Annotated in this window: 23 protein-coding genes; 9 read left to right on the top strand and 14 right to left on the bottom strand. The window is 70.6% G+C overall.

Annotated elements, in window-relative coordinates; genetic code table 11:
• The 4 genes from ACZ3H8_RS08645 to ACZ3H8_RS08630 all read right to left on the bottom strand — a co-directional run bounded on the left by ACZ3H8_RS08645 (window position 1) and on the right by ACZ3H8_RS08630 (window position 2,800).
• Window positions 1–606 (bottom strand): Maf family protein, encoded by a 606-nt coding sequence (locus ACZ3H8_RS08645; protein ID WP_467399105.1) that lies wholly within the window; start codon window positions 604–606, stop codon window positions 1–3.
• 20 nt (window positions 607–626) lie between these two features.
• Window positions 627–755 (bottom strand): morphogenic membrane protein MmpB, encoded by a 129-nt coding sequence (gene mmpB, locus ACZ3H8_RS08640; protein ID WP_285427440.1) that lies wholly within the window; start codon window positions 753–755, stop codon window positions 627–629.
• Between the two features lie 215 nt (window positions 756–970).
• Window positions 971–1,177: an acyl-CoA carboxylase epsilon subunit gene (locus ACZ3H8_RS08635; RefSeq protein WP_467399102.1), complete on the bottom strand. Its 207-nt coding sequence runs from the start codon at window positions 1,175–1,177 to the stop codon at window positions 971–973.
• 33 nt (window positions 1,178–1,210) lie between these two features.
• A complete protein-coding gene (locus ACZ3H8_RS08630; protein WP_467399099.1) occupies window positions 1,211–2,800 on the bottom strand; it encodes an acyl-CoA carboxylase subunit beta in 1,590 nt (529 codons plus the stop codon).
• Window positions 2,801–2,914: 114 nt separating this feature from the next.
• Between ACZ3H8_RS08630 and ACZ3H8_RS08625 the strand changes: the two genes are divergently transcribed.
• The 5 genes from ACZ3H8_RS08625 to hutH all read left to right on the top strand — a co-directional run bounded on the left by ACZ3H8_RS08625 (window position 2,915) and on the right by hutH (window position 8,922).
• The gene (locus tag ACZ3H8_RS08625; protein WP_467399096.1) at window positions 2,915–3,772 is read left to right on the top strand and encodes a biotin--[acetyl-CoA-carboxylase] ligase; all 858 of its coding nucleotides are present in this window, start codon (window positions 2,915–2,917) and stop codon (window positions 3,770–3,772) included.
• Window positions 3,773–4,072: 300 nt separating this feature from the next.
• Window positions 4,073–5,161, top strand: a complete 1,089-nt coding sequence (locus ACZ3H8_RS08620) for an adenylate/guanylate cyclase domain-containing protein (protein WP_467399957.1) — start codon at window positions 4,073–4,075, stop codon at window positions 5,159–5,161.
• Between the two features lie 89 nt (window positions 5,162–5,250).
• Window positions 5,251–6,045, top strand: a complete 795-nt coding sequence (locus ACZ3H8_RS08615) for an enoyl-CoA hydratase/isomerase family protein (protein ID WP_467399093.1) — start codon at window positions 5,251–5,253, stop codon at window positions 6,043–6,045.
• A gap of 82 nt (window positions 6,046–6,127) precedes the next feature.
• A complete protein-coding gene (locus ACZ3H8_RS08610; protein ID WP_467399090.1) occupies window positions 6,128–7,294 on the top strand; it encodes a GGDEF domain-containing protein in 1,167 nt (388 codons plus the stop codon).
• An 86-nt stretch (window positions 7,295–7,380) separates the two neighbouring features.
• Window positions 7,381–8,922, top strand: a complete 1,542-nt coding sequence (hutH, locus tag ACZ3H8_RS08605) for a histidine ammonia-lyase (protein WP_467399956.1) — start codon at window positions 7,381–7,383, stop codon at window positions 8,920–8,922.
• Between the two features lie 62 nt (window positions 8,923–8,984).
• Here hutH and ACZ3H8_RS08600 read toward each other — a convergent pair whose 3' ends face one another.
• Window positions 8,985–9,257, bottom strand: coding sequence for a hypothetical protein (locus ACZ3H8_RS08600; RefSeq protein WP_467399088.1), 273 nt, complete (start codon window positions 9,255–9,257; stop codon window positions 8,985–8,987).
• A 108-nt stretch (window positions 9,258–9,365) separates the two neighbouring features.
• Here ACZ3H8_RS08600 and ACZ3H8_RS08595 point away from each other — a divergent pair, with 108 nt between their 5' ends.
• Both ACZ3H8_RS08595 and ACZ3H8_RS08590 read left to right on the top strand, forming a co-directional pair.
• Window positions 9,366–9,743 (top strand): hypothetical protein, encoded by a 378-nt coding sequence (locus tag ACZ3H8_RS08595; protein WP_467399085.1) that lies wholly within the window; start codon window positions 9,366–9,368, stop codon window positions 9,741–9,743.
• Between the two features lie 158 nt (window positions 9,744–9,901).
• Window positions 9,902–11,161 (top strand): L,D-transpeptidase, encoded by a 1,260-nt coding sequence (locus ACZ3H8_RS08590; RefSeq protein ID WP_467399082.1) that lies wholly within the window; start codon window positions 9,902–9,904, stop codon window positions 11,159–11,161.
• Between the two features lie 99 nt (window positions 11,162–11,260).
• On the opposite strand, the gene ACZ3H8_RS08585 is transcribed toward ACZ3H8_RS08590, so the two are convergent.
• The gene (locus ACZ3H8_RS08585; protein WP_467399080.1) at window positions 11,261–12,130 is read right to left on the bottom strand and encodes a helix-turn-helix transcriptional regulator; all 870 of its coding nucleotides are present in this window, start codon (window positions 12,128–12,130) and stop codon (window positions 11,261–11,263) included.
• Between the two features lie 119 nt (window positions 12,131–12,249).
• Here ACZ3H8_RS08585 and ACZ3H8_RS08580 point away from each other — a divergent pair, with 119 nt between their 5' ends.
• Window positions 12,250–13,293 carry an NAD(P)-dependent alcohol dehydrogenase gene (locus ACZ3H8_RS08580; RefSeq protein ID WP_467399077.1) on the top strand — a complete coding sequence of 348 codons (1,044 nt, stop codon included), beginning with the start codon at window positions 12,250–12,252 and terminating at the stop codon, window positions 13,291–13,293.
• An 81-nt stretch (window positions 13,294–13,374) separates the two neighbouring features.
• On the opposite strand, the gene ACZ3H8_RS08575 is transcribed toward ACZ3H8_RS08580, so the two are convergent.
• The 8 genes from ACZ3H8_RS08575 to ACZ3H8_RS08540 all read right to left on the bottom strand — a co-directional run bounded on the left by ACZ3H8_RS08575 (window position 13,375) and on the right by ACZ3H8_RS08540 (window position 23,038).
• Entirely contained in the window at window positions 13,375–13,743 is a 369-nt protein-coding gene (locus ACZ3H8_RS08575; RefSeq protein ID WP_467399075.1) for a VOC family protein, read from the bottom strand.
• A 56-nt stretch (window positions 13,744–13,799) separates the two neighbouring features.
• Complete coding sequence (locus ACZ3H8_RS08570; RefSeq protein WP_467399073.1) at window positions 13,800–15,467, bottom strand: hypothetical protein; 1,668 nt, start codon at window positions 15,465–15,467, stop codon at window positions 13,800–13,802.
• 57 nt (window positions 15,468–15,524) lie between these two features.
• On the bottom strand, window positions 15,525–17,495 hold the full coding sequence (locus tag ACZ3H8_RS08565; RefSeq protein WP_467399070.1) for an NACHT domain-containing protein: 1,971 nt from the start codon (window positions 17,493–17,495) through the stop codon (window positions 15,525–15,527).
• Between the two features lie 430 nt (window positions 17,496–17,925).
• A complete protein-coding gene (locus ACZ3H8_RS08560; protein ID WP_467399068.1) occupies window positions 17,926–19,182 on the bottom strand; it encodes an ABC transporter substrate-binding protein in 1,257 nt (418 codons plus the stop codon).
• Entirely contained in the window at window positions 19,179–20,429 is a 1,251-nt protein-coding gene (locus ACZ3H8_RS08555; protein WP_467399065.1) for a branched-chain amino acid ABC transporter permease, read from the bottom strand. Before ACZ3H8_RS08555 ends, ACZ3H8_RS08560 begins: the two co-directional genes overlap by 4 nt.
• Entirely contained in the window at window positions 20,422–21,312 is an 891-nt protein-coding gene (locus ACZ3H8_RS08550; RefSeq protein ID WP_467399062.1) for a branched-chain amino acid ABC transporter permease, read from the bottom strand. The genes ACZ3H8_RS08555 and ACZ3H8_RS08550 overlap by 8 nt, the downstream gene beginning before the upstream one ends.
• On the bottom strand, window positions 21,309–22,181 hold the full coding sequence (locus tag ACZ3H8_RS08545) for an ABC transporter ATP-binding protein (protein WP_467399059.1): 873 nt from the start codon (window positions 22,179–22,181) through the stop codon (window positions 21,309–21,311). The genes ACZ3H8_RS08550 and ACZ3H8_RS08545 overlap by 4 nt, the downstream gene beginning before the upstream one ends.
• On the bottom strand, window positions 22,178–23,038 hold the full coding sequence (locus ACZ3H8_RS08540; RefSeq protein WP_467399056.1) for an ABC transporter ATP-binding protein: 861 nt from the start codon (window positions 23,036–23,038) through the stop codon (window positions 22,178–22,180). Before ACZ3H8_RS08540 ends, ACZ3H8_RS08545 begins: the two co-directional genes overlap by 4 nt.
• Before the next feature lie 370 nt (window positions 23,039–23,408).
• Between ACZ3H8_RS08540 and ACZ3H8_RS08535 the strand changes: the two genes are divergently transcribed.
• Entirely contained in the window at window positions 23,409–24,713 is a 1,305-nt protein-coding gene (locus tag ACZ3H8_RS08535; protein ID WP_467399054.1) for a PucR family transcriptional regulator, read from the top strand.
• Window positions 24,714–24,922: the final 209 nt, after the last annotated feature.

The raw sequence follows: 24,922 nt of genomic DNA, 5'->3' as shown, positions 1-24,922 counted from the left end.
CTACGCCCACAGGTCCGTGATCGAGTAACCGAGCTCGGCCAGCAGCCTGCGCAGCAGCGGCAGCGAGAGGCCGATCACGTTCCCGTGGTCGCCCTCTATGGAGTCGATGAACGGCGCCGAGCGGCCGTCCAGCGTGAACGCGCCCGCCACATGCAGCGGTTCGCCGCTGGCGACGTACGCGGCGATCTCGGCGTCCGTCGGGTCGCCGAAGCGCACCGTGGTCGACGCGGTGGCGGACGCGCTGCGGCCGGTCGCGGTGTCGGTCACGCAGTGGCCGGTCAGCAGGACGCCCGAGCGGCCGCGCATCGCCTTCCAGCGGGCGGTGGCGTCCTCCGCGTCGGCCGGCTTGCCGAGGGCCTCGCCGTCGAGTTCGAGGATCGAGTCGCAGCCGATGACGAGAGCGTCGGCGGCCTCGGGGCGGGCGGCCACGGCGGCTGCCTTCGCCTCGGCGAGTACCAGGGCCAGCTCGGCGGGGGTCGGCGCGTTCAGCGCGTCCTCGTCGACGCCGCTGACGATCACCTCGGGGGCGAGTCCGGCATGGCGCAGCAGGTTGAGCCGGGCGGGGGAGGCGGAACCGAGGACGAGGCGGGGGCGCTGAGCGGTCATGGGGTCATCGTAGGTGGCGGTCAGCGGAGCCCGAGCACGAACATCGCAAGCACCATGGCCAGCGCCAGCACAAGGCCCACGCGGCGCATCATGGCTTGCGTCTCGCGCAGTTCCTTGGGGGGCTCGTCCTCCGGGTCGGACCACAGCATGCCTTCGATCCTGCTGCCGGGTCGTGGACGGCGCCTGAGTACGGGTACTCAACCGCCGGGGTGACAACGGACTAATTCCAGGCGTCGAAGCGACCAAATGGGACTGCTGTTCCGTTAGGACCCTCGGGCTGCCACGGAATCGGCCGGACGGGCTGAAGAGCAGCCCGTCCGGCGATTGAGGACCAGGGTGTGGGGCGGAGCCCCGTTGGCCTGCCCTACACCGGCCAGTACGTACGCGCCCACGCGCGCGGCCCCGGCAGCGGCCTGCGGCTGCGCGCGATGCGCGCCGGGTCGGCCCACTGCTCGGGCGGCGCCGCGGCGCCCTCCATCGCGGAGGCCGTCGCCGCGGCGCGCGCCTGAACAACCGCCAGTGCGGCGGCCAGCTCCTCCGGGGTCGGATTGCCCCGTACAACCTTGATCACAGCGGCTCCTTCCAGGCTTATGGGTTTGTGCGCCTACAGAGGGATGTTGCCGTGCTTCTTCGGCGGCAGGCTTGCCCGCTTCGTACGCAGCTGACGCAGGCCCCGCACGACGTGCGCCCGCGTCTCCGACGGCATGATCACGGCGTCCACGTAGCCGCGCTCGGCCGCGATGTACGGGTTGAGGAGCGTGTCCTCGTAGTCCTGGATCAGCTCGGCGCGGGTCGCCGCTGCCTCGTCTGCGTCCTTGGCTGCCTCGATAGTGCGGCGGTGCAGGATATTGACCGCGCCCTGCGCGCCCATCACCGCGATCTGCGCGGTCGGCCAGGCCACATTGAGGTCGGCGCCCAGGTGCTTGGAGCCCATGACGTCGTACGCGCCGCCGAAGGCCTTCCGCGTGATCACCGTGATCAGCGGGACCGTCGCCTCCGCGTAGGCGTAGATCAGCTTCGCGCCGCGCCGGATGATCCCGCCGTACTCCTGGTCGACGCCGGGCAGGAAGCCGGGCACGTCGACGAAGGTCAGCACGGGAACGTTGAAGGCGTCGCAGGTGCGGACGAAACGCGCGGCCTTCTCGGAGGCGTTGATGTCCAGACAGCCGGCGAACTGCATCGGCTGGTTGGCCACGATGCCGACCGGGTAGCCCTCGACCCGGCCGAAGCCGGTGACGATGTTCGGCGCGAACATCGTCTGCGTCTCCAGGAACTCGCCGTCGTCCAGCACATGCTCGATGACCGTGTGCATGTCGTAGGGCTGGTTCGCGGAGTCGGGGATGAGGGTGTCGAGCTCGCGGTCCTCGTCGGTCGTCTCCAGGTCGGCCTCCTCGGGGAAGGCCGGTGCTTCGGAGAGGTTGTTGGACGGCAGGTACGACAGCAGCGACTTGACGTATTCGACGGCGTCCTTCTCGTCGCCCGCCATGTGGTGCGCGACACCCGAGGTGGTGTTGTGCGTACGGGCTCCGCCCAGCTCCTCGAAGCCGACGTCCTCGCCGGTGACCGTCTTGATGACGTCGGGTCCGGTGATAAACATGTGCGAGGTCTGGTCGACCATCACCGTGAAGTCGGTGATCGCGGGGGAGTAGACGGCGCCGCCCGCGCACGGTCCGACGACCAGCGAGATCTGCGGGATCACGCCGGAGGCATGGGTGTTGCGGCGGAAGATCTCGCCGTACATGCCGAGGGCCATGACGCCCTCCTGGATACGGGCGCCGCCGGAGTCGTTGATGCCGACGACGGGGCAGCCGGTCTTCAGCGCGAAGTCCATCACCTTCATGATCTTCTGGCCGAAGACCTCGCCCAGGGACCCGCCGAGGACCGTGAAGTCCTGGGAGAAAACCGCCACCGGGCGGCCGTCCACCGTGCCGTAGCCGGTGACCACACCGTCGCCGTAGGGGCGGTTCTTCTCCATGCCGAAGTCGGTGGACCGGTGCCGGGCGAACTCGTCGAGTTCCACGAACGAACCCTCGTCCAGCAGCAGTTCGATCCGCTCGCGGGCAGTCAACTTGCCCTTGGCGTGCTGCTTTTCCACCGCGCGGGCGGAGCCTGCATGCGTCGCCTCGTCTACGCGGCGCTGCAGGTCCGCGAGCTTTCCTGCGGTGGTGTGGATGTCAATCTCGGACTCCGACATCGGGATGCGGCTCCCTGTCCTGGTCAACGTCAACCGGAATGGCTACTGACACGTAGCGTATCGGCGTGCATGGCGCTCAGCAGTGCGGCGTTTGCCACACCTAACCTGGCTTGCATGACGCCTGAGAATGCGCCCGAGAGCCGCTGGTCCGACCTCGACCGGCCGCCGCTGAACGAGCCCGTGCTGCGCCGTGCGCTGCTGCTGCCGGGCGGGCTGTGGACCTCGCTCGACATCGTGGCATCGACCGGCTCCACCAACTCCGACCTGGCGGCCCGCGCCGCGTCCCTGGACGAGGGGGCGGTGCTCGTCGCCGAGGAGCAGACGGCGGGGCGGGGGCGGCTGGACCGGAACTGGACGTCCCCCGCGCGCTCGGGGCTGTTCCTGTCCGTACTGCTGCGGCCCGGGGCGGGCGTCCCGGTGGAGCGCTGGGGGTGGCTGCCGCTGCTCGCCGGAGTGGCGGCCGCGACTGGCCTCGCGCGGGCCGCGGGAGTCGACCTGTCCCTCAAATGGCCCAATGACCTGCTGGTAAAAGTCGGCGGCGAGGAGCGCAAGACCGGCGGGATCCTCGCCGAGCGTGCGGGGGACGACGCGGTCGTCATCGGCATCGGCGTCAATGTCACCCTGCGTGAGGGTGAACTCCCGGTCCCCACCGCGGGCTCCCTGGGCCTGGCGAACGCGATCTCCACGGACCGCGACCCGCTGCTGCGGGCGGTGCTGCGCTCGCTGGAGCAGTGGTACGGCGACTGGCGCGCGGCGGGCGGCGACCCGGGGCCCTCGGGGCTGCAGGCGGCGTACGCGGCGGGCTGCGCGACGCTGGGACAGACCGTACGGGCCGAGCTGCCGGGCGGCCGCTCGGTCACCGGCGAGGCGGTGGCCCTGGACGGCGACGGGCGGCTGGTGCTGGCCACAGAGGACGGCGAGCACCAGCCGATCAGCGCGGGCGACATCGTGCACCTGCGGCCGGCCGGCTGAACCGGTACGACGACCAGGACGTGAGCCAGGGCACACCTGCCGTATCGTTGAGGCGATCGAGCGACAGATCGGCAGGGCAGTGCGCAGGGAACGGGCAGGAGGCGGCTGGTGACCGTCGACGACACCAATTCCGGCGAGGGCGCGCAGCCGCCGTCGGACTCCTCCTCCGGCGCGTCCGCCTCGTCCAGTTCATCGTCCGACGAGACATCTGCGTCGTCGGACGCGTCCTCCGCCCCTTACTCTTCCAGGGCGTCTTCCGGTTCCGGATCCTCTTCCGGGCCGTATTCCGGATCCTCCTCCGTGCACCCGCCGCACCACGAGGTCGATCACACGGCGGAGCCGACCCACGACCCGCTGGCGATCCGCCTCGAGCAGCTGATTCTCGGCGCGGACCGGCGCTATACGCCGTTTCAGGCAGCCCGCACGGCCGGTGTCTCGATGGAGCTGGCCTCCCGCTTCTGGCGGGCGATGGGCTTCGCCGACATCGGCCAGGCGAAGGCGCTCACCGAGGCGGACGTGCTGGCCCTGCGGCGGCTCGCCGGTCTGGTCGAGGCAGGCCTGCTGAGCGAGCCGATGGCGGTCCAGGTGGCCCGCTCGACCGGGCAGACCACCGCCCGGCTGGCGGAATGGCAGATCGATTCCTTTCTGGAGGGCCTGACCGAGCCGCCCGAGCCCGGGATGACCCGCACGGAAGTCACGTACCCCCTGGTGGAGCTGCTCCTGCCGGAGCTGGAGGAGTTCCTGGTGTACGTCTGGCGCCGCCAGCTCGCCGCGGCCACCGGGCGCGTGGTCCAGGCCGCGGACGACGAGGAGATGGTCGACCGACGGCTCGCGGTCGGCTTCGCGGACCTCGTCGGCTTCACGCGGCTGACGCGGCGGCTCGAGGAAGAGGAACTGGGCGAGCTGGTCGAGGCGTTCGAAACCACTTCGGCCGACCTGGTCGCGGCGCACGGCGGCCGCCTGATCAAGACGCTGGGCGACGAGGTCCTGTACGCGGCGGACGACGCGGGCACGGCGGCGGAGATCGCGCTGCGGCTGATAGAGACGATGACCCACGACGAGTCGATGCCGGCACTGCGTGTCGGCATCGCTTTCGGGACGGTCACCACGCGGATGGGCGATGTCTTCGGTACGACGGTGAACCTGGCCAGTCGGCTGACATCGATAGCGCCGAAGGACGCGGTGCTGGTGGACGGCGCGTTCGCGGAGGGACTTGTCCGTACGGGCGACGCGCCGGCCTCCGAGGCGGAGGCGGCGGAGGAGGCAGCCGCGGCCGAAAAGGAGGGCGAGGAGCCCCCCTCGTACCGCTTCGCCCTCCAGCCGATGTGGCAGCGCCCGGTCCGCGGCCTGGGAGTGGTCGAGCCCTGGCTGCTGTCGCGCAGGGGCTGAGTCCGGGGGGCGCCCCCGCGCCTATGATCCGGTGAACCATCGTGCTGTGCTTTGGGGGTTCCCCCCAAACCCCCAGGGAGGGTGCCGTCATGTCCGAGTCCGAGCAGCGGTTCGGGGAATTCGTCGTCGTACGCCGGCACGAGCACGTCGCCGAGCTCGTGCTCGACCGGCCCAAGGCAATGAACGCTGTCTCGACCGAGATGGCCCGCTCCATCGCCGCCGCCTGCGACGCGCTCGCCGCCGACCGGGGAGTGCGCGTCACCGTCCTCACCTCCACCCATGAGCGGGCCTTCTGCGTCGGCGCCGATCTCAAGGAGCGGAACTCCTTCTCCGACGCCGAGTTGGTGCGGCAGCGGCCGACCGCGCGGGCCGCCTACACCGGAGTGCTCGAGCTGCCCATGCCGACCGTCGCCGCCGTGCACGGCTTCGCGCTCGGCGGGGGGTTCGAGCTGGCGCTGGCCTGCGATCTGATCGTGGCCGACGGCACCGCCGTCGTGGGGCTGCCCGAGGTGTCCGTGGGCGTCATCCCCGGCGGCGGCGGGACGCAGCTGCTGCCGCGCCGGGTCGGGGCAGCGCGGGCCGCCGAGCTGGTCTATACGGCGCGGCGCGTGGAGGCCGCCGAGGCGCGGGAGTTGGGGCTCGTCGATCAGCTGGCGGACGACGCCAGGACCGAGGCGCTCGCCATCGCCGCCCGGATCGCCGCGAACTCGCCCGTCGGGCTGCGCGCCGCCAAGCGCGCGCTGCGGCTGGGGCAGGGGCTCGATCTGCGGGCGGGTCTCGAGGTGGAGGATGCCGCCTGGCGTTCGGTCGCTTTCTCCGGGGACCGGGCCGAGGGCGTCGCGGCCTTCAACGAGAAGCGGAAGCCGCAGTGGCCCGGCGAGTGACCACGTACCGAATGACTCGGTGAGCATTTCGGATCGGGGACAACCCAGGTGATCGAAGTGGGGCAATACTCCCTAAGCTGGGATGATGGCTGAGGATCGGCGGCTGCGAGCCGTAGTGGCGCTGGCGCAGGCGATGGCGTCCGCGCACACCCCGCGCGAGTCCTGGCGGGCTGCTGCGCTGGGCGCGCGCGACGCGCTCGCCGGGTCCTTCGCCGCGCTGTCGGTGTGGGAGCGCGAGCTCGGACGGCTCAAGGTCCTCGTCAACGCGGGCGAACGCGTCCCCGAGGAGGAGGAGTTCCCCGAGTCCGAGACCTACCCGGTCAACCGCTTCCCGGAGATCACCGAGTTTCTGCATGAGCGGTGGGCCGGCGGCGGCGAGCCCGACGCCTGGGTGGAGACCGTGGACGGCCCGGCGACGCCCGCGCACGGCTACTGCCACCAGAGGGTCGCCGCCCTGCGCCGGCGCCGCCGCGGCTGCTGCGTCGTCGCGCCGATAGTGCTGCACGGGCGCGCCTGGGGCGAGCTGTACGTCGCCAGACCGCTCGGCGCTCCGGTGTTCGGCCGGGACGACGCGGATTTCGCGACCGTGCTCGCCTCCGTCGTGGCCGCCGGGATCGCCCAGACCGAGCGCCTCGAAGAGGTCCGCAGGCTGGCCTTCACCGACCCGCTGACCGGGCTCGCCAACCGCCGCGCCGTCGACATAAGGCTCGACCAGGCCCTTGAGCGGCATCGCGCGGACGGCTCGGTCGTCAGCCTCGTCGTCTGCGACATCAACGGCCTCAAGCAGGTGAACGACACCCACGGCCATGCCGTCGGCGACCGGCTGCTCGAACGATTCGGCTCGGTCCTCTCGCTGTGCGGGGCGATGCTGCCGGGCGCCCTCGCGGCGCGGCTCGGCGGGGACGAGTTCTGCCTGGTCACGGTGGGCCCCGCGGCGGACGACGTGGTCCACGTCGCGGACGAACTCTGCGTCCGCGCGGGCGAGTTGGAGCTGGGCGAGGGAGTGGCGTGCGGGGTCGCGTCGACCGGCGACCCGATCGGGCAGGTCCGCTCTTCCCGCCGGCTGTTCCGGCTCGCGGACGCGGCCCAGTACCGGGCGAAGGCGGCGCGCTCCCCGAAGCCGGTGGTCGCGGGCCGTGACGGCACCGTGATCCGCCTCGCGGACGCCCCGCCGCGCCCGCCGCACGAGCGCCGCGCCTTCCGGGGCTTACGGCCGGAGGATGCCGAGGAGCCCTGGAGCGAGCCCTGACGGCGGTGTGACATTGCAGTAAGGGGTCAACCCGGCCGGCAGTAGTGACAGGTTGAGATTCAGTCCGTACGCTGCTGAATATGGATATGCAAACAGTCGTGGTGGGGACGTCCGGTACCACCGCCGATGACGTCATCGCCGTGGCCCGCGCAGGCGCCCGGATCGAGCTCTCCGCCGAGGCCGTCGCCGCCCTGGCCGCGGCCCGCGGGATCATCGACGCGCTGGCCGCCAAGCCCGAGCCCGTCTATGGGGTCTCCACCGGATTCGGCGCACTCGCCACCCGGCACATCAGCCCCGAGCTCCGCGCCCAGCTCCAGCGCAACATCGTCCGCTCGCACGCCGCCGGCATGGGCCCGCGCGTCGAGCGCGAGGTCGTCCGCGCGCTGATGTTCCTCCGCCTGAAGACCGTGGCCTCCGGCCACACCGGCGTACGCCCCGAGGTCGCCCAGACCATGGCGGACATTCTGAACGCCGGCATCACGCCCGTCGTCCACGAGTACGGCTCCCTGGGCTGCTCCGGCGACCTCGCGCCGCTCTCCCACTGCGCGCTCACCCTCATGGGCGAGGGCGACGCCGAGGGCCCCGACGGGATCGTGAAGCCCGCCGGCGAGCTGCTCGCCGCGCACGGCATCGAGCCCGTCGAGCTCCGCGAGAAGGAGGGCCTCGCCCTCCTGAACGGCACCGACGGCATGCTCGGCATGCTGGTCATGGCCCTCGCCGACCTCCAGCGCCTCTACGTCACCGCCGACATCACCGCCGCCCTGTCGCTGGAGGCGCTGCTCGGCACCGACAAGGTGCTCGCCCCCGAACTGCACGCCATCCGCCCGCACCCCGGCCAGGCCGTCGCCGCCGCCAATATGAGCGCAGTGCTCAAGGGCTCCGGGCTCACCGGCCACTTCCAGGAGGAGGAAGCGCCCCGCGTCCAGGACGCGTACTCGGTGCGCTGCGCCCCGCAGGTCGCCGGGGCCGGGCGGGACACCCTCGCCCATGCCCGCCTTGTCGCCGACCGCGAGCTCGCCTCCGCCGTCGACAACCCGGTCGTACTCCCCGACGGCCGTGTGGAGTCCAACGGCAACTTCCACGGCGCGCCCGTCGCGTACGTCCTGGACTTCCTGGCCATCGCCGCCGCCGACCTCGGCTCCATCGCCGAGCGCCGCACCGACCGGCTCCTCGACAAGAACCGCAGCCACGGGCTGCCGCCCTTCCTCGCCGACGACGCCGGCGTGGACTCGGGCCTGATGATCGCCCAGTACACGCAGGCCGCCCTGGTCAGCGAGATGAAGCGGCTCGCCGTGCCGGCCTCGGCCGACTCGATCCCGTCCTCGGCGATGCAGGAGGACCATGTCTCGATGGGCTGGTCCGCCGCGCGCAAGCTGCGCACGACCGTCGCCAACCTGAGCCGGATCCTCGCCGTGGAGCTCTACGCCGCGACCCGGGCGATCGAGCTCCGGCGCGGTCTGACCCCCGCGCCCGCCTCGCAGGCCGCCATCGAGGCGCTGCGCGCGGCAGGCGTCGAGGGTCCGGGCCCGGACCGTTTCCTCGCGCCCGACCTGGAGGCCGCGGACGCGTTCGTACGGGACGGAAAGCTCATCGCGGCCGTGGAGCCGGTGACCGGCCCGCTGGCCTAGCGCGCACGTGGAAGGGCCGCCCCATCGGGGCGGCCCTTCCCGTACACGTCACACAAAAATCGTCACATCTGCCAGGCACCGCGGCGGCGCACCGAGTACGTCACGAAGCCGACGCCGACCCCCAGGAAGGCCGTCCCGCCGACCAGATACGGAGTCGTGTCCACGGTGCCCGTGTCGGCGAGAGTCAGCCCCTGCGACGACGCGGCGGCACCGCTGTGTTGTCTCTGCACCGCTTCCCGCTCGGCGGTGGCATTCGCCGAGGGAACGAACCACAGCGCGCACAGCAGAGTCCCTGCGGCAGTGGCGGTCAGAAGCGGTCGACGTGCGACGGACACGGACTCGATCCCCCTTGAGGCATCCTCGAATTGGGCGGGTGCGTTGATGCTAATGAAAGCAGCGGGTCGGGGGAAAGCCGCAGGGGTGAGAGGCCTACCCTCCGTCGTATGACCACTTCTGAGACATCACGTTATGTGCGGCTGCGGGTGGAATTGGTGCTTGAGGTGGGGGACCCCGGTGAGCTGACCGGCGCGGCCCTCGACCGCATCGCGGCGGACGAGTTCATGCCCGACGAGGAGCGTACGCACGCCGAGTCGGCCGTACGCGAGGACGAGGCCGAGGCCATCGCCTATCTCGTGGACCCCTTCGACCTGGTCAGCGACGTCCCTGGGGTGGAGCTCGCCCAGGCATCCTGGAGCAGTGAGCAGATCGATTACGACCCCGATGCGGAGCACTGGGACCTCGACGAGGAAGATGGAGAGGGCGAGGCTTACGAAGACGGCGATGAAGACGGCGACGAGGGCGGCGACGAAGACCGTCGGTGAACCGGGGCCCGGCTGATTTCGTGCCGTGGTGCAACCGCTGGGGGCCGCGGCTGCGTCCGTTGATCGGTAAGTGGTCTTCCCCACATCCAAATGTGATGTGGAACCGGACAGCCCGGTATGGGTGTTCTTCAAGGTGTGGGTCAGGGGAATCGGCGACGATGGAGAAGCGTGTGATAACGGACAGCAAGCGGCGCAGGGGCCTTATGGCCGCGTCCGCCGTGCTCGGTGGCGTGCTGGTGATGTCTGCCTGCAGCGGCGACGGGGACAAGGGCGCCGAAGGCTCGAAGAAGTCACAGGCCCAGGTCGACGAGGCGGCCGCGAAGGACGCTTCGAAGGCCCGAATAACCATCTCGCCCAAGAACGGCGCGACCAACACCGGCATCAACAATGACGCCAAAGTCACCGTCAGTGACGGCATCCTGACTCAGGTGACCATGACCACCGCCGATGGTCAGAGCGTCAAGGGCACGCTGGCCTCCGACGGCAAGAGCTGGAAGCCGGACGGACAGCTCGAGCGCTCCACCACGTACAAGATCGCCGTGACGGCGAAGGACGCCGAGGGCCTGGAGGCCCACGAGAACTCCTCCTTCACCACGGTCTCGCCCGCCAACAGCTTCATCGGCAACTTCACGCCGGAGGACGGTTCCACCGTCGGCGTAGGCATGCCGGTGTCGATCAACTTCAACAAGGCGATCACCGACAAGAAGGCCGTCCAGTCCGGGATCACCGTGACGTCGAGCAGCGGCCAGGAGGTCGTCGGCCACTGGTTCAACGGGCAGCGTCTCGACTTCCGCCCCGACCAGTACTGGCAGGAGGGCTCGACCGTCACCCTGAAGCTGAACCTCGACGGCGTCGAGGGCGCCGACGGAGTCTTCGGCGTCCAGCAGAAGACGGTCACCTTCAAGATCGGCCGCAACCAGGTCTCCACCGTCGATGCCTCCTCCAAGACCATGACGGTCACCCAGGACGGCAAGACGATCAAGACCATCCCGATCTCCGCGGGCTCCTCCGACAACCCGACCTACAACGGTCAGATGGTGGTCTCCGAGAAGTTCCAGGAGACCCGGATGAACGGCGCGACTGTCGGCTTCACGGACGACGACGGCAAGGGCGAGTACGACATCAAGGACGTCCCGCACGCGATGCGGCTGTCCACGTCGGGCACCTTCATCCACGGCAACTACTGGGGCGCCGACTCGATCTTCGGCAGCGCCAACACCAGCCACGGCTGTGTCGGCCTGAACGACGTCAAGGGCGCGGGCGACCCGAACCAGCCCGCCGCCTGGCTGTTCAACAACACGATCGTCGGCGACGTCGTCATCGTGAAGAACTCCAAGGACCGGGTCATCCAGCCCGACAACGGCCTGAACGGCTGGAACCTGAACTGGAGCCAGTGGAAGGCCGGATCCGCGGTCTGAGCCAGGCTCCGTACGGATTGAGAAGGCGGCGGCACCCCTGCCCGGGGTGCCGCCGCTTTCGTCGCTGCGGGACCGAGCCACGGTCTTCCGGGCGAAGCTCTAGCCGCGTTCGGTCGCGTCGGCGTCCGCCGCCTCGTCCACGCCCCAGTCGGCCAGCAGCCGCAGTGAATCGGCTGACCGGCTGCCCGGCTCCGCGTGATAGGTGACCAGCGACAGATCGTGGTCGTCGGGCAGGCTCAGCGTCTCGTACGACAAGGTCATCTCACCCACCAGCGGATGGTGCAGCCGCTTGGCGCCGTGGCCCTTGTCCTGCACGGTGTGGGCGGCCCAGAGCCGGCGGAACTCCTCGCTCTTCACGGACAGTTCGCCGATCAGCTCCGGCAGCAGGGGGTCGTCCGCCGAGCAACCCGCGTACATCCGCAGCACGCTGACCAAATCGGTCGCCTTGACCTCCCAGTCGACGTACAGGTCACGGGCGTTGGGGTCGAGGAAGACGAGCCGCGCCATGTTCCGCTCCTGCGGCGGCAGCGCGGCGAAGTCGCCGAGCAGCGCGCGGGCCATCCGGTTCCAGCCCAGGATGTCCAGACGTCGCCCGAGTACGTACGCGGGCACCCCGTCCATCGCGTCCATCAGATGCTGCACCGCCGGCCGCAGCTGCTGCGGCCGTCCCATGCGCCGGTGCTTCTTCTGCTTCGGCTTGGCGAGGTGCGTGAGATGGTCGCGCTCGGCGTCGGACAGCTTCAGGGCCCGCGCGATGGCGTCGAGCACCTCGGTGGACACATTGCGGCCGTTGCCCTGCTCGAGACGTGTGTAGTACGCCACGGAGACCCCGGCGAGCTGAGCCAGCTCCTCCCGGCGCAGCCCCGGGACACGGCGGTGGCGGCCCAGCTGCGGCAGACCGACGTCCTGCGGCTGCAGCCGGCCACGGCGCGAGCGGAGAAATTCGCTGAGTTCGGCACGCTGGTCCATACAGCCAGTATTACCGGCCGGGGAGCCTGTCGAGGCTGTCCCTGTCAGTAGTAGGCACGCTGGACGTAGGTACAACAGAGGGCTGGGTAGGTGCCGCAACCCGGCGCAGGCTCAATGCCATGACCACCACCGTTTCCGCATACGCCGCTCCCGCTGCCAAGGCGCCGCTGGAGCGGACCACCGTCCCGCGCCGCCCTGTCGGCGAGCACGATGTGCTCATCGAGATCAAGTACGCCGGCATCTGCCACTCCGACATCCACCAGGCCCGCGACGGCTGGGGCGAGGGCATCTTCCCGATGGTGCCGGGCCACGAGATCGCGGGCATTGTCACCGAGGTCGGCGACGGCGTCACGACGTTCGCCGTCGGCGACCGGGTGGGCGTCGGCTGCATGGTCGACTCCTGCCGCGAGTGCGAGAACTGCGAGGCGGGCCTGGAGCAGTACTGCACGGGCGGCATGGTCGGCACGTACAACGCCCTCGACAAGAGCGGCGAGCCGACGTACGGCGGCTACTCCACCCATATCGTCGTCGACGAGGCCTTCACGCTGCGCATCCCCGACGGCCTGTCGCTGGACATCGCGGCCCCGCTGCTGTGCGCCGGCATCACCCTCTACTCGCCGCTGGCCCACTGGAACGCGGGCCCCGGCAAGAAGGTCGCCATCGTCGGCCTGGGCGGTCTCGGCCACATGGGCGTCAAGATCGCGCATGCGCTGGGCGCCGAGGTGACCGTCCTCAGCCAGTCGCTGCGCAAGAAGGACGACGGCCTGCAGCTGGGCGCCGACCACTACTACGCGACCAGCGACGAGTCGACCTTCGAGCAACTCGCGGGCACCTTCGACCTGATCGTCTCCACGGTCTCCGCGCCGCTTCCGCTGGACAGGTACCTGAGACTGCTGAAGACGGACGGGGCCTTTGTGAACGTGGGCGCTCCGGAGGAGCCTGTCTCGCTCAACCTGTTCTCCGTCATCGCCGGCCGCAAGACCCTCGCGGGTTCGGGGATCGGCGGTATCCGCGAGACGCAGGAAATGCTCGACTTCTGCGCCGAACACGGTCTGGGCGCGGAGATCGAACTGATCCGCGCGGACCAGATCAACGAGGCGTACGAGCGGGTGCTGGCGAGCGACGTCCGCTACCGGTTCGTGATCGACACGACGACGATCTGAGCTGACTGAGCCGGTCGTGCCAAGTGCCCCGGTCGCGGCGGATCAGGCGAGCCCTGACCCGCCGCGACCGGGGTCGAGGCTTCACTCCGGCCTATGGCAGACCGCCTCCACGTTGTTGCCGTCCAGATCCCTGACGAACGCCCCGTAGTACGACGGGTGGTACTCGGGCCACACCCGTGGCTCGTGCAGCACCTCCGCCCCCGCCTCGACGGCCGCCGCGTGGAACGCTCGTACGCCCGCGCGGTCGGCCGCCGCGAACGCGATGTGCACCTCGCGCGGCTGCCCCTCCGTCGTCACCGGGCCGATCCAGAACGTCGGTTGCGTCGTGCCCCAGCCGATCACCTCGCCGAAGTCGAGCAGCCGGGTGCCGCCGAGCGGGGCCAGCACACGGTCGTAGAAGACGGCACTGGCCGCCGGGTCATCCACCTGCACCGCGATGTGGTCAATCATGAGCCCGAGCGTGGCACACGCCACTGACAATCGGCCCTGACCGCGAGCCGGTCAGCTCAGCAGCCCGAGTCCGCCGAGCGCGGCAGCCGGTAGGGCGATTCCAGCCGGTACTCTCCCGCCCGCGGCACGGTCAGCCGTGTCCACTCGCCCTCCTCCCGCAGACACGCCCCCTCCGCGCGCAGCCACGGCGAGTACGCCACCCGCACCGTCACCGATCCCGCCGCCGGCATCCGTACCACCAGCTCCGCGTCGTCGCCGCGCACCACCGTCGCCGGGGCGGCCGCCAGCGGGACCGCGTCCCGCACCCGGTAGACCGTCCAGCCCTCGTCCTGCCACATCCGCTCCAGCCAGCCGGGCCCGCTCCTGACGATCGCGGCCTCGCCCTCGGCGGGCCCGTCGGGGCGCCCGTGGTGCAGCACGACCAAGCCGACGGCCCACCGGTCCAGCCACTGCCGGTATGTCGCCTCGGTCAGCGACCCGTCGTAGAAGAGCCGCCCGCGCTCGACGTCGAGCTGCCGGTTCCAGCCGCGCGCCATGTTGATGTGCGGGGCGAGGACGGTCGCCTCGCGGTGATTGCGGGCGGGGACGACCTCGACCCGCGTACGGTCGGCGCCCAGCCGCTCCAGCGCCCGTACGACACCGTCGGTGTGCGCGGCCCATGCGGGCACGTCGCTGGAGACGACCAGATCGTCCTCGGTCTTGTCGATCAGCCAATGCGCGTTCAGCACGAGCGCGATCGCGAGCACGGCCCGCAGGAGCCCACCGAGCGTGACCAGCCCACCGAGCGTGACCAGCCCTCTGAGCCTGCCCAGCCCCCTGAGCCTGTCCAGCCCGCTGATCCCGCTCGCGAGTACCGCCGCGAGCAGCACCGGCGGCCCCACCAGACCCACCAGCCGCTCGACGTTCGTGCCGATCGGCGAGGCGATGAGATACGTCAGCACCACCCCGACGCCGTACACCCCGGCTCCGTACCGCACCACCGGCCACTTGCGCGGCGCCGCGACGGCCACCGCGGCGGAGACGGTCAGCGGCAGCCACAATTTGCCGGTCGCCATGGGCTGTTCGCCCTGGAAGGGGAAGAGCAGTGTCACCGCCCCCACCACGAGGAACGGCGGCAGCGCGAGCGCGGCGCCTTTCCGCCACTGCCGGTCCAGCAGATACGCCGCTCCCGCCACCAGCAGGAACAGCCCGGCGACCGGACTGGCCATGGTCGCGAGCACCGCGCACACCGCCGCGATCGCGCTCCTGCGTACGTACAGCACGGCGAGCAGCCCGATCGCGACGCCCAGCGCGAAGGTCGTACGCCCGGAGGCCACGTTGCACCAGAGCGTGAGCGCCCCGACGACAGCAGGCCACACCGGGCGTGGCACCCCGCTGCGTACGAACAGGCAGGCCAGCACCCACGCTCCGGAGAGGCCGGCGGCCACGGACACGGCCCGTACGCCGAAGACGGCCATCAGCGGGGGAGTCAGCAGGCTGTAGTTGGCGGTGTGGGTGCCGCCGTACCAGGAGAGGTTGTACGCGGACGCAGGGTGCCGCTCCATGAAGCCGGCCCAGGCGAGCTGCGCGGCCAGATCGCCGCCGCCGGTCGCGAGCCGGCCGGCCCACAGGATGTACAGCGGCACGACGACGGCGATCGCGACAAGCGGGACGCGCCACCTTGGTGACGTGTCCCGCTCGCCGGCGCTTGTCCGTACGGTCTCTGCCTGTTCGCTGACCCCCACGCCGGCAACCCTAACGGGGGCGTCATCCGGCCGATCGGGGGATCGGCGGGCCGGGCCTCACCAGGGGCGTCCGTCCTCCCGCAGCCGCGCGCCGTAGCCCTTCGGGGTGTCCCATCTCGCCGCCACGGGGCGCGAGTTGCTCTGGCACAGCACCTCCTGCAGCCGCGCGTGCCGGAACTCGTACACGCTGCCGCGCCGCCGCAGCAGCCCCCGCCCGTGTGCGTCCTCCAGGAAGCCGAGCAGCCGCCACGGGAGCCGGCCGCGGGCCGCGAGGACCGTGCGCGCGATCAGCCAGCGGCCCCAGGCTGTCAGCGCGATGGCGTAGTGCACCGCGATCCAGCACGCGGACAGCAGTACGTACAGCCCGTCCGACAGGCCCGACCAGCTCCACTCCTTGAGGTTGACCTCGACGATCATGTAGAGCACGCCCAGGGACGTCCAGATCAGTACGCGGCGCAGTGCGCGGCCGCGGTCCGTGCGGAGCAGGGCGGTCGGGCTGGGGGCCTGGGGTGATATGTCGACGGGCTCGGCCGCGCGGCCGACGCGGTTCATGACGAACAGGATCCCGGCCAGAGCCAAGAACTTGACCGCGTACAGGATGCCGCCCCAGCTGAACGGGCTGTCGTCGTACGGCGCCACGGATGTCAGCGCCATGGCTGCGCCGAGCGTCCCGCACGAAGCAAGCAGCAGCCTGCCGAGGCGCTTCCTGCGCAGGATGGTCAGCCAGGTTCTCAGTGGCGTGTCGAACCGCCAGGGCGCGGGGACCACACGGCTGGCATGCGCCCAGAACACGCTCATCACGAACAGCGTGAACAGACCGCTCTTCAGCGCGTCCGTACCGCCCTTCCCGCGACCCCACGCCGCGTAGATCGTTGCGCTCACCACGCTCTCCACCAGAACGATCGCGGCGAAGGTCAGGACCGTGGTCCGGTGCGGCAGCGCGTTCTGCAGCCGCCACCACGCCAGTCCGCCGCCCTCCCGCCACCTCTCCCTGCGCTCGTGCGCCGCGAGGAAGGCCAGCCAGCGGCGGGCCTGCTGTGGTGAGTAGCGCGGCGGCAGCGTCCTCGGGCCCTCCCCGTCGACTGCGAGTGCCCGCGGCCCCGGCGCGTACGCCGCGGGGATCAGCGCGTCGGCCAGGTGCGCCTGGATCGCCGAGTCTGTCCTGAAGCGCAACAGCTCGGCGGGGTCGCGGCTCGGGTCGGCGTAGACCGTACGAGCCAGCCACACCGTGTATGCGGACTCCATTGCGCGTGACAGCGGTCCGCGCGGCACCCCGCCTGCGGCTTCGAGTTCCCGCAGCACCGGGGCCCAGGCTCTGGTCCGCTGCGGCGGCGCCGAGGCGCGTAAGTATGCTGCTGCCGCCCCGGGTCCGACCGGCCTCGCCTCGACGACGGCCGCCGCGCTGAGGACATGGCCTCCGTCGCGTACGGCCGACTCGTACTCGGCCGTACGGCAGGTCACCACCAGCGACTGGTCGGCGGCGAGCGCGTGGTTGACCGCGCGCAGGGCCGGTGCGCGGTGTGGTGCGGGGAGTTCGTCGAGCCCGTCGAGTACGGGCAGGACGCGCCCGGAGTCCACCAGCCGGCGCGCGACATGGGCGCCGTGGGAGCGTCGGGGGTCGCGCGCGGCCAACTGCGGGTAGTCCTCCTCCAGCCGCCGCGCCAGCCACACGCGCAGATGCTCAGCCTCCGGATTCCACCCGGACATCGAGAACAGCACCGGCACGGGCTCGTCTTCGTCCAGCACGTTCTCCGGCCCGTCCCGCAGCAGGGCGAGCACCAGTAGTACGGCGAGCGTGGTCTTGCCCGATCCGCCGGGTCCGAGGACGACAAGCCGGCGGTGGGGGAGGCCGCGGAAGGCGCGGGCGAGGGTGTCCGGCGCGTCATCACTGGCGTACTGCGGCCGGGCACCGACGTTCTGGGGGTGGTCGGCGAGGTCGGCCGGACCCGGGACCCAGCGGACGGTCAACGGCGCGGTGGTGAACAGCCCTTGGTGCGCGGCCTCGTCCTTCCACTGGACGGCGACCATACGGCGCAGCTCGCGGGCGGCGCGGTCGAGGGGGTCGGGGGGCGGGGCGCCGCCGACGTACAGCCGTCCGATGTGGTCGGCCTGGATGACTTCCTTCGCCGACCCGCCGAAGTGGTTGCGGCCTGACCGACCCGGACCGCCTGGTCCGTCTGATCGACCCGGACCGCCTGGTCCGTCTGATCGACCCGGACCGCCCGGTCCGTCTGATCGACCCGGACCGCCCGGTCCGGGTAACTCGTCTGGTCCGCCTTGCTCCGGCCGTCCCGGACGCCCGTTCGGCACGACTCCTCGCCCCCGTCACTCGCGGTCGCTCTGCCACCCCAAGCTACGGCGAAGTCGTCTTCGGAATGGTCAGTTTCGCCTGGCTCGGCCGGCGGCCGTGTGCGGCAGCGTGAGAGCGCTGCCGCACACGGCGGACCGGGGTGACGGGTCAGCTCTTGGGCAGTGGATAGCTCCGTGCCGCGGGCGCTTCGCGGGCCGGCTCGACGGTCACCAGTCCGCCCGCCGCCTGCTTGGCGGGCTTCTGGATGAAGGACTGGTAGGTGGACGGCTTGGCGCGGTCGGAGAAGTCGAACGACACTCCGAGAACGTTGAGCCCGGACTGCTTGCGGTGCGCCGCGGCGATGCCTTCCCGGGTGAGGTCCTTGGCCTTGCAGGCTGCCTTGAGGTCCTCACCGAGGACGCTGATCGTGTTCCAGCCGCTGACGACCCCTGCGTCGAGCAGCTGGCCCGGATACTTCGCCCGGTAGTCCTTGGCGAGCTTCTGGATCGCCGGGGTGTCGGAGCTGAACGCCGGGGCGGCGCTCACCAGGTAGAGCTGCTTCTCCAGGGCGGGGCCGACCGGGGTGGCGAGCAGTTGCGGGGCGAAGCCGGGTGCGTTGCTGAGTACCGGGACCGCGAATCCCTTCGCCGCCGCGGTGCCGACCAGGGCCGCCGACTGCTTGGGGCCGGCGCTGATGAGGATCGCCTTGACACCGGCCTGCTTGAGGGCGGTGACCTGTGCGGTCAGATCCTGATCGGTGGGCTTGATCTTCTGCTCGACGATGCGCAGCCGGTGCTGCTTCGCCGCGTACTTGGCTCCGGCCAGGGCGTTCTCACCGTACTCGCCCTCGAAGTAGACGTGGCCGATCTTGTCGCCGGGCTTCAGCTTGGCCTTGCGGACGACGAAGTCGACGCCGTTGATCATGTCGATGTCATAGGTGGATCCGACCACTTGGACGTACTCGTGGCCCAGCAGGCTGGAGGCCCATCCCATCGGAAGCGTCAGCAGGTGCTTGGCTTCGATCTCCTGCTGCAACGAGGACACCACGGGAGAACCGACCACCTGGGACAGGGCGGCCACATTCGGCTCGGTCTCGGTGAACGCGGACACGGCCTTCTGAACGTCGTAGCCGTGATCCTTGACGGTTATCCGGACGGTACGGCCGCAGACGCCGCCGGAGGCGTTGAGCTGGTCGACGTACAGCTGCTGCGCGTTGACGATGCTCTTGCCGAGCGATGCGTACGGTCCGGTGAGGTCGGTCAGCGCGCCCAGGGTGATGGTCTTCTGCGTCACTCCGGGGCCGGCCTTGACGCCGTCGCTGCCGGCCGTGTCCGCGCCGGTACCGCTTTTGGTGCTGCAGGCCGTGGCGCTCAGGGTGAGTACGGCAAGGACGGCTGCAGCCGGGGCAAGTCGGGGGTGTCTCACGGTGTGTGCTCCTTCGGGGTGGCGCCTTCGACGCCCTGAGGGTCGGAGGTGGTGCGGGTGCGGAGAGGGAAACGCCAGTTGCGGCGAGTGCCGTCGCCGGTGCGGCGCGGCCGTCTGTGGGCCAGGCCGGCCAGGCCGCCCGGTGCGAAGACCAGGACGAGGACGATCGCGGCGCCGTAGAGATAGCGCGCGGCGTCGCCGGGGGTCACACCGGATCCGGCGGTACCGGGTGCGGTGAGCAGCGGCAGGTGGTCGGCGTACTTGGTGAGGACATGCGGTATCAGGGCGACGAAGACGGCTCCGGCGACGGCGCCGCCGACCGATCCCAGGCCGCCGATGACGATCATCGCGAGGTAGTCGATGGAGAGCAGCAGACCGAAGTGGTCGGGGACGACGCGCTTGAACACCAGAGCCAGCAGAGCGCCGGCGGCGCCCGCGTACATCGAGGAGACGATGAACGCCGAGGCGCGGTAACGGGAGAGGGGAACTCCCATGACGGCTGCGGCGACTTCGCTGTCGCGTACCGCCGCAAGGGCACGGCCGGGACGTCCGCGCACGAGATTGCGCGCGGCGAGCCAGGCCATGGCCACCAGTACGAGGCCGAAGTACCAGAGGCGTTCGAGTCCGCCGAAGGGGACGCCGAGTACAGCGAGCCCGTCGGGTGAGGTCTCGGAGAAGGAGAACCCGAAGATTTCCAGCGCCGGCACGGAGCGGCCGTTGAACCCGCCTGTGATGTCACGGGCGTTGAGCATCATGTGGTGGCCGAGGAAGACCAGGGCGAGGGTGGCGATGCCCAGGTACATGCCGCGCAGGCGACCGGAGATGGGGCTGAACAGCCCTCCCGCGACACCGGCGAGGACGACGGCGAGAACGAAGGCGAGCAGGGGCGGCAGCCCGAGCCCGTACAGGTGGGCGGAGCCGGTGCCGGACGGGTCCGCGGCCAGCCACACATAGCCGTACGCGCCTACAGCGAGGAAGAAGGCGTGGCCCAGGGACAGTTGTCCGGTGGTCCCGGACAGCAGGTTCAGTCCGATGGCGCCGATGACGGCGGCCATGGCGAACAGGCCTGTCTGAAGCCAGAACGACGAGACGTAGAAGGGCAGGACGAGCAGAAGCAGCACGCCTACGGCGACGGTGCCCGCCCTGGAAGCTGTGCCGGACCGGCGTCCGGCGGCGCCGCCCGAGTCGTCGGGGGGAGCGCCCGTGGTGGCAGGAGGGGAGGTGTCGGGCGACAGGGTGTCAGACACGGGTCAGCTCCTTCGATCCGAAGAGACCGGTCGGGCGGACCAGGAGTACGAGCACCATCACGAGGTAGGGGGCCACGTCGGAGATTCCGGAGCCCAGGGCGCTCAACTCGTTCTGGTAGCCGGCGGCCATCGCCGCGGTCAGGCCGATCACGAGACTGCCGACGAGTGCGCCGGCGGCCGAGTCCATACCGCCGAGGATGGCGGCGGGGAAGGCGCTCAGGGCGATCTGGCTGGTGGTGCGGTCCAGGCCCGCGGCGGGAAAGGCGGCGAGGAACACCGCCGCGAGAGCGGCCAGCGCTCCGGCGACGCACCAGGCGATGAGGCGTACGCGGTCCAGCCGTATGCCCATCAAGGAGGCGGCCTCCGGGTCGGCGGCCGCCGACCGCATGGACAGGCCCCAGCGGGACCAGCGGAACGCCGCGAAGAACACGGTGATGACAACGATCGCCACCGCTATGCTCGCGATCCGGGAGTCGGCGACGGTGATGTCCCCGAGCTGCGTCACGTCGGCACCCCAGGGATCTCCCATGTTGAGGAAATCGGCGCCCACCCGCCTGTTCAGTTCGGTGCTGAGCAGGACGTCGATACCGATCGTCAGGATCGTCAGCGTGTGGATTTCCGCTCCGCGCAGACCGCGGGTGGCCAGCAGTTGCACCAGCCCCGCGAGCGCCGCTGCCAGCGCGGCGCCGACGAGCACAGCCGGCAGGAAGCCGATGGTGTCGTGCAGCCGTGCCGTGACATAGCCGCCGAACAGGAGCAGGGAGCCGTGGGCGAAGTTCATGACGCCTGACGCCTTGAAGATCACGACGAAGCCCAGGGCTATCAGCGCGTACACCGAACCCAGCGCCAGTCCGTTCAGAATCGTTTCGGCCAGCTTGATCATGGTTGCGTTCCTTCGTCCTGGGCGTCCTGGGCGTCCTCTGCAGGGACGCCGAGGTAGGCGCTGATGACCGCCGGGTCGCGCTGGACACGTTCGGGCGTCCCGTCGGCGATGAGCCGGCCGAAGTCGAGAACGGTCACGGAATCGGCGATCCGCATGATCAAGCCCATGTCGTGCTCGACGATGAGGATCGAGATGCCCAGGGCGTCACGGACCTTGGCGATGGTTTCGGCCATGGCCACCCGCTCGGTGGGATGCATACCGGCGACGGGTTCGTCGAGCAGCAGCAGCTTGGGCTCCATGCACAACGCGCGCGCCATCTCGACGCGCTTGCGGTCGCCGTACGCGAGCGAACCCACCGGCTTGTCGAAGGCGGGGCCCAGGCCGAGGAAGTCCGCGATCTCGGCCGCGCGCTCCCGGTGGCGGCGCTGCTCCCGTACCGCTTGGGGCAGTCGCAACGCGGTCGCCGTGAATCCCGCACGGGTCAGGCTGTGGCGGCCGAGCATGAGGTTGTCGGCAACGGTTCCGTGGGTGAGCACGATGTTCTGGAAGGTGCGGGCCACTCCGAGTCGGGCGATGCGGTGCGGAGCCAGGCGGGTGAGGTCCTTGCCCGCGTACCGGACGGCTCCTGCAGTGGCGCGGTACACCCCGGACACGACGTTGAAGCAGGTCGACTTCCCCGCGCCGTTGGGCCCGATGAGGGCGTGGATCGTACCGGGGGCGACGGTGAATGAGACGGCGTCGAGGGCGACGAGGCCGGAGAAGCGGACGGTCAGTGCGTCGACCGTGAGCGTCGGCACCGGCTCTGTCTCCGCGTCCGGTTCCGGTGACGAGGCGGGATCGCGCGTCGTGGCCGCGGCGTCGATGCTCATCCGTTCCACCTGGCCAGCTCTGTCAGTCCTGGTGCGGTTGCGGACAGGGCGGTCGGGGGCGTAGCGGCGGACACCGCATCCTGGCCCGCCGTGCCGGCGTCGATGCTCTCGCCCAGGTACAGGCGCCGCACTTCGTCCGTGCCGGCGAGGTCGGCCGACGCCCCCTCCAGCCGCACCTGGCCGACGTCCAGCACCGAGGCACGGTCGGACAGCGCCAGGCCCATGGAGGCGTTCTGCTCGACGAGCAGGATCGACGTTCCCTGGGCGTTGATCTCGCGGATGACCGACGCGATGCGCTGAACCATGAGGGGCGCCAGTCCCAGTGAGGGCTCGTCGAGCAGCAGCAGCCGGGGGGCGGCCATGAGCGCGCGGCCCATCGCGAGCATCTGCTGCTCGCCCCCGGACAGCAGCCCCGCGGCCTGCCGCCGCCGCTCGGCCAGCAGCGGGAACAGCGCGAAGACGCGGTCGCGGGCCGCCTGCCGGTCAGCGCCACCGCGACGGCGGGCCCCCAGGAACCCGGCCCGCAGGTTGTCCTCCACCGACAGGGCGCCGAAGATCCTGCGGCCCTCGGGCACCTGCACCACTCCGGCGGCCACCGACCGCGCGGGATCGCCGGTCAGCCGTGTTTCGCCGAAGTGCACGGTGCCGCTGTCCACCGTGCCCCGATGGAGCGCGAGGGTCCCGGAGACCGCCCGCAGCAGCGTGGTCTTGCCCGCTCCGTTGGAGCCGAGGACGGCAACGATCCCGCCTTGCGGGACGCTGAGCGACACTCCGTGCAGCGCCCGCACGGACCTTCCGTAGGTGACGTGGAGATCAGTGATCCGAAGGGATCCCGACTGCGTCGGTGGAGGGCTCATAGGGGGTCTCCTCGCAAAAGGTGCAAACGAGCGGGCCGGGCTGGGCGCTACGAGAACACGGCCCGAGCAGGGCGTCCATACAGGTACGGCGAGCCGCTGTCCGCTCCCAGCCGGGAGGCGTCCGGCTTGTGAGAGCTCACAGTCCGCAAGGCCTACTGGGCGGAAACATCACGGTTTGGCTGAAACCTCGCCCTTTGATAAGCGACTGCTTAGCATGGTGGCCTCCGGGGAGGGTGCCGTTTCGGCTTCCGCACGCGGCTTCCGCGCGGCAGCCATTGACCCGGTGGAGGAACTTCACTGCGCTCCGCGCGGCTCACGACATGGCAACTCGCGTGTTCTTCTCGCACGCCCCGTCCAACCTGGAGGGTCCATGCACGCCAGTTCCGTCCCCGGCAGCGTTCGCACTCGCCGCCCCGACATAGCCCTGCCCCGCGGTCCGCTGTCCGACGGCGGCGCGGACGCCTCTCCTCTCCAGCTCTTCGACCGTGCCTGTCGGCGCCTTCTGGGGCACGGCGTGGAATTCACCGACACCGTGGTGGACAGGATCCGCGCCGAAGTGCCGTACTACGCCGACCCGGTGCTCGCGCCGCCCGACGTGCGGCGGAACGTAGGCATCGGCATCCGCCACGGGCTGGAAGCCGGCGTGGATCCCAGCAGAATCGTGGACGTCGAGCGGTACACCAGAGACCTCGGCATGAGACGCGCGGAACAGGGCCGCCCCCTCGACGAGGTGCTGCATGCCTTCCGTGTCGCCGGCTCCGAAGTCTGGAGCGGGATCATCAGCGTGGTGGAGCGGGACGGACTCGGCGACACGCGGCAGTTGGTACACGTCGCCGAGCTGGTGTGGAAGAGCAACGACCGCGACGCCGTCATGGTCGCCGACGCCTACCGGCAGGTCGCCAAAGGCGTCGCAAGCCAGCACGGTGAACGCGTCCGGCTGATCCTCGCCGCCCTGCTGGAGACCCGTAACGAACCCGAGTTCACCCGCGACGCGGCGGCGATCCTCGATCTGCCGATCGACGGGCGTTTCGCGGTGGCGGTGGTGGGGGCGACACCGCCGTACGGCCGCGCGCCGGAGACCGTTCCGGAGGTTCGCGGCATCCGGATCCTGCGCCACGCCTGCGGACGCCGCGATGTGCTCGTCGCCCACCTTGGCGACCGTCCCCTGGACGCGCTCGCCTCCGGCCTGGACGCCGGTCCCGGGTTCCGTATCGGGATCAGCCCGGTCGTCCAGGGGCTGGAGAGCCTGGCCCGAGCGCGTGACATGGCCGGGCTCGCCCTTCGCACGTGCCGGGCCGACGGTGAGATCGCCCGGCTCGATTCCCGCCTGCCCGAAGGGCTCCTGATCTCGCGGCCCGACCTGTCCGCCGAGCTGGCCCACGGGGTGCTCCGGCCCATGTACGACCTTGAACCTGCCGACCGGGACACGCTGTTCGACACCGTCGGTATCTGGATCGAGAACGGCGGCTCCGCCGTCCAGGCCGCCCGGCACATGCTGTGCCATCGCAACACCGTGCTCAACCGTCTGCGCCGCTTCGAGCAGATAACCGGCCTTGAGCTGACCCGCCCCCGCGATCTGGTCCAACTCACCCTCGCGCTCGACGCCCACCGCCTGCTCGGACCAGCCGCCGCACTCGGCATCACCGACGACCGCAATCGCCCACTGACTGCCTGACGACGCACGGCTCCGCGGCAGCCGATGACCGTCGGTGGCCGCCGGCGGGCACGGTTGAATGGGCAACAGCACAGTCACCCATGCAGGGCATTGGGAGCCGACAACGGCCCGCGCACAGCGCATGGACGGGCCGGGGCGCGGGTGCTCTGGTGAGCGTCGCATCAGAGGTGACCCACCCGAAGGTGCCCCACCCGCATCCGCGCCCGCCA

The organism is Streptomyces sp. NPDC002868 (assembly GCF_055563295.1).
This window is presented reverse-complemented; position numbering and strand designations above follow the sequence as displayed.

Coding starts and splice junctions, on each gene's coding strand:
- ACZ3H8_RS08645 (WP_467399105.1), bottom strand. CDS start 606: ATGACCGCTCAGCGCCCCCGCCTCGTCCTCGGTTCCGCCTCCCCCGCC.
- mmpB (WP_285427440.1), bottom strand. CDS start 755: ATGCTGTGGTCCGACCCGGAGGACGAGCCCCCCAAGGAACTGCGCGAG.
- ACZ3H8_RS08630 (WP_467399099.1), bottom strand. CDS start 2,800: ATGTCGGAGTCCGAGATTGACATCCACACCACCGCAGGAAAGCTCGCG.
- ACZ3H8_RS08625 (WP_467399096.1), top strand. CDS start 2,915: ATGACGCCTGAGAATGCGCCCGAGAGCCGCTGGTCCGACCTCGACCGG.
- ACZ3H8_RS08615 (WP_467399093.1), top strand. CDS start 5,251: ATGTCCGAGTCCGAGCAGCGGTTCGGGGAATTCGTCGTCGTACGCCGG.
- ACZ3H8_RS08610 (WP_467399090.1), top strand. CDS start 6,128: ATGATGGCTGAGGATCGGCGGCTGCGAGCCGTAGTGGCGCTGGCGCAG.
- hutH (WP_467399956.1), top strand. CDS start 7,381: ATGCAAACAGTCGTGGTGGGGACGTCCGGTACCACCGCCGATGACGTC.
- ACZ3H8_RS08595 (WP_467399085.1), top strand. CDS start 9,366: ATGACCACTTCTGAGACATCACGTTATGTGCGGCTGCGGGTGGAATTG.
- ACZ3H8_RS08590 (WP_467399082.1), top strand. CDS start 9,902: ATGGAGAAGCGTGTGATAACGGACAGCAAGCGGCGCAGGGGCCTTATG.
- ACZ3H8_RS08585 (WP_467399080.1), bottom strand. CDS start 12,130: ATGGACCAGCGTGCCGAACTCAGCGAATTTCTCCGCTCGCGCCGTGGC.
- ACZ3H8_RS08580 (WP_467399077.1), top strand. CDS start 12,250: ATGACCACCACCGTTTCCGCATACGCCGCTCCCGCTGCCAAGGCGCCG.
- ACZ3H8_RS08575 (WP_467399075.1), bottom strand. CDS start 13,743: ATGATTGACCACATCGCGGTGCAGGTGGATGACCCGGCGGCCAGTGCC.
- ACZ3H8_RS08565 (WP_467399070.1), bottom strand. CDS start 17,495: ATGGTCGCCGTCCAGTGGAAGGACGAGGCCGCGCACCAAGGGCTGTTC.
- ACZ3H8_RS08550 (WP_467399062.1), bottom strand. CDS start 21,312: ATGATCAAGCTGGCCGAAACGATTCTGAACGGACTGGCGCTGGGTTCG.
- ACZ3H8_RS08545 (WP_467399059.1), bottom strand. CDS start 22,181: ATGAGCATCGACGCCGCGGCCACGACGCGCGATCCCGCCTCGTCACCG.
- ACZ3H8_RS08540 (WP_467399056.1), bottom strand. CDS start 23,038: ATGAGCCCTCCACCGACGCAGTCGGGATCCCTTCGGATCACTGATCTC.
- ACZ3H8_RS08535 (WP_467399054.1), top strand. CDS start 23,409: ATGCACGCCAGTTCCGTCCCCGGCAGCGTTCGCACTCGCCGCCCCGAC.